General features: G+C 55.3%; 2 rRNA genes. Both read left to right on the top strand.

What is annotated here, in order from left to right:
• The first annotated feature begins 84 nt into the window (after window positions 1–84).
• A 23S ribosomal RNA gene (locus BL249_RS02085) occupies window positions 85–3096 on the top strand.
• A 189-nt stretch (window positions 3097–3285) separates the two neighbouring features.
• Window positions 3286–3401 (top strand): 5S ribosomal RNA (gene rrf / locus BL249_RS02080).
• The last annotated feature ends 1 nt before the right edge of the window (window position 3402 follow it).

Here is a 3402-nt window from a genome sequence, read left to right as displayed (position 1 = left end):
CGAAAGTTATTGAGGGTTCTCTCAGAAACTTACAACCGACTCAGGTCCCTGCCGGTAACATGACAGGACGCCTGTGGGTTGTGAGGTTAAGCGAATAAGCGTACACGGTGGATGCCCTGGCAGTCAGAGGCGATGAAGGACGTGCTAATCTGCGAAAAGCGCCGGTAAGGTGATATGAACCGTTACAGCCGGCGATGTCCGAATGGGGAAACCCGGTGCACTGAGTGCATCATCACAGCATGAATCCATAGTGCTGTGAGGCGAACCGGGGGAACTGAAACATCTAAGTACCCCGAGGAAAAGAAATCAACCGAGATTCCCCCAGTAGCGGCGAGCGAACGGGGAGCAGCCCGGAGTCTGAATCATCACATGCGTCAGTGGAATCATCTGGAAAGGTGAGCGAAACAGGGTGAAAGCCCCGTACACGAAGGCGCAGGTGGTGTGAACTCGAAGAGTAGGGCGGGACACGTGGTATCCTGTCTGAATATGGGGGGACCATCCTCCAAGGCTAAATACTCCTGACTGACCGATAGTGAACCAGTACCGTGAGGGAAAGGCGAAAAGAACCCCGGCGAGGGGAGTGAAAAAGAACCTGAAACCGTGTACGTACAAGCAGTGGGAGCCCCACCACTAAGCCAGTGGTGAAAACTCCACGTCAGCATCCTTTGCTCAGGCAACGGTTGCCGTTCGCGTTTACGCGGGCGGCCAGCCGGGCAAAAAGCAGAGGGGGCTTAGTGGTGGGGTGACTGCGTACCTTTTGTATAATGGGTCAGCGACTTGTATTCTGTAGCAAGGTTAACCGTTTAGGGGAGCCGCAGGGAAACCGAGTCTTAACCGGGCGTTAAGTTGCAGAGTACAGACCCGAAACCCGGTGATCTAGCCATGGGCAGGTTGAAGGTTGGGTAACACTAACTGGAGGACCGAACCGACTGATGTTGAAAAATCAGCGGATGACCTGTGGCTGGGGGTGAAAGGCCAATCAAACCGGGAGATAGCTGGTTCTCCCCGAAAGCTATTTAGGTAGCGCCTCGTGAATTCATCTGTGGGGGTAGAGCACTGTTTCGGTCAGGGGGCCATCCCGGCTTACCAACCCGATGCAAACTGCGAATACCACAGAATGTTATCACGGGAGACACACGGCGGGTGCTAACGTCCGTCGTGAAGAGGGAAACAACCCAGACCGCCAGCTAAGGTCCCGAAGTCATGGTTAAGTGGGAAACGATGTGGGAAGGCCCAGACAGCCAGGATGTTGGCTTAGAAGCAGCCATCATTTAAAGAAAGCGTAATAGCTCACTGGTCGAGTCGGCCTGCGCGGAAGATGTAACGGGGCTAAACCATGCACCGAAGCTGCGGCAGCGGCGCGCAAGCGTTGCTGGGTAGGGGAGCGTTCTGTAAGCCGTTGAAGGTGGACTGTGAGGTCTGCTGGAGGTATCAGAAGTGCGAATGCTGACATAAGTAACGATAAAGCGGGTGAAAAGCCCGCTCGCCGGAAGACCAAGGGTTCCTGTCCAACGTTAATCGGGGCAGGGTGAGTCGACCCCTAAGGCGAGGCCGAAAGGCGTAGTCGATGGGAAACGGGTTAATATTCCCGTACTTGGTGTTACTGCGAAGGGGGGACGGAGAAGGCTATGTCATCCGGGCGACGGTTGTCCCGGTTTAAGCGTGCAGGCTGACTTTCCAGGCAAATCCGGAAGGTTATAGCTGAGGCGTGATGACGAGGCACTACGGTGCTGAAGTGACAAATGCCCTGCTTCCAGGAAAAGCCTCTAAGCTCCAGGTAACACGAAATCGTACCCGAAACCGACACAGGTGGTCAGGTAGAGAATACCAAGGCGCTTGAGAGAACCCGGGTGAAGGAACTAGGCAAAATGGTGCCGTAACTTCGGGAGAAGGCACGCTGGCGCGTAGGTGGAGGGATTAACTCCCCGAGCCGAGGCCAGTCGCAGATACCAGCTGGCTGCAACTGTTTATTAAAAACACAGCACTGTGCAAACACGAAAGTGGACGTATACGGTGTGACGCCTGCCCGGTGCCGGAAGGTTAATTGATGGGGTTATCCGTAAGGAGAAGCTCCTGATCGAAGCCCCGGTAAACGGCGGCCGTAACTATAACGGTCCTAAGGTAGCGAAATTCCTTGTCGGGTAAGTTCCGACCTGCACGAATGGCGTAATGATGGCCAGGCTGTCTCCACCCGGGACTCAGTGAAATTGAACTCGCTGTGAAGATGCAGTGTACCCGCGGCAAGACGGAAAGACCCCGTGAACCTTTACTACAGCTTGACACTGAACACTGAGCCTTGATGTGCAGGATAGGTGGGAGGCATTGAAGCGTGGACGCCAGTCTGCGCGGAGCCATCCTTGAAATACCACCCTTTAATGTTTGGTGTTCTAACCTTGCGCCGTTATCCGGCGCGGGGACAGTGTCTGGTGGGTAGTTTGACTGGGGCGGTCTCCTCCCAAAGAGTAACGGAGGAGCACGAAGGTGGGCTAATCACGGTCGGACATCGTGAGGTTAGTGCAAAGGCATAAGCCCGCCTGACTGCGAGAGTGACGGCTCGAGCAGGTGCGAAAGCAGGTCTTAGTGATCCGGTGGTTCTGAATGGAAGGGCCATCGCTCAACGGATAAAAGGTACTCCGGGGATAACAGGCTGATACCGCCCAAGAGTTCATATCGACGGCGGTGTTTGGCACCTCGATGTCGGCTCATCACATCCTGGGGCTGCAGCAGGTCCCAAGGGTATGGCTGTTCGCCATTTAAAGTGGTACGCGAGCTGGGTTTAGAACGTCGTGAGACAGTTCGGTCCCTATCTGCCGTGGGCGCTGGAGAACTGAGGGGGGCTGCTCCTAGTACGAGAGGACCGGAGTGGACGCACCACTGGTGTACGGGTTGTCATGCCAATGGCACTGCCCGGTAGCTAAGTGCGGAAGAGATAAGTGCTGAAAGCATCTAAGCACGAAACTTGCCCCGAGATGAGTTCTCCCTGACCCTTCGAGGGTCCTGAAGGGACGTTGAAGACGACGACGTTGATAGGCCGGATGTGTAAGCGCAGCGATGCGTTGAGCTGACCGGTACTAATGACCCGTGAGGCTTAACCTTACAACGCCAGAGGCGTTCTGCGAAAGCGGATGAGAGAATTAATAATCAGCTTGTGACGGATAAGAGCGGCCGGCGCGCAGGAGAAGTGGCGTGCGGGCCGGAGAATAAAGAATGAGCGGAAACAAAAGATACGGTGCTGAGGCAAGGCGGCATCAGTGACGAAGATTTGTTTCCGGCATAAAGAATTTGCCTGGCGGCTTTAGCGCGGTGGTCCCACCTGACCCCATGCCGAACTCAGAAGTGAAACGCCGTAGCGCCGATGGTAGTGTGGGGTCTCCCCATGCGAGAGTAGGGAACTGCCAGGCA

This window comes from Erwinia sp. OLFS4, from assembly GCF_002752165.1.
In the GTDB taxonomy this organism is placed as follows: Bacteria; Pseudomonadota; Gammaproteobacteria; order Enterobacterales; family Enterobacteriaceae; genus Izhakiella.
The sequence above is the reverse complement of the archived record's forward strand: the minus strand, read 5'-3'. Positions and strand labels throughout refer to the sequence as shown.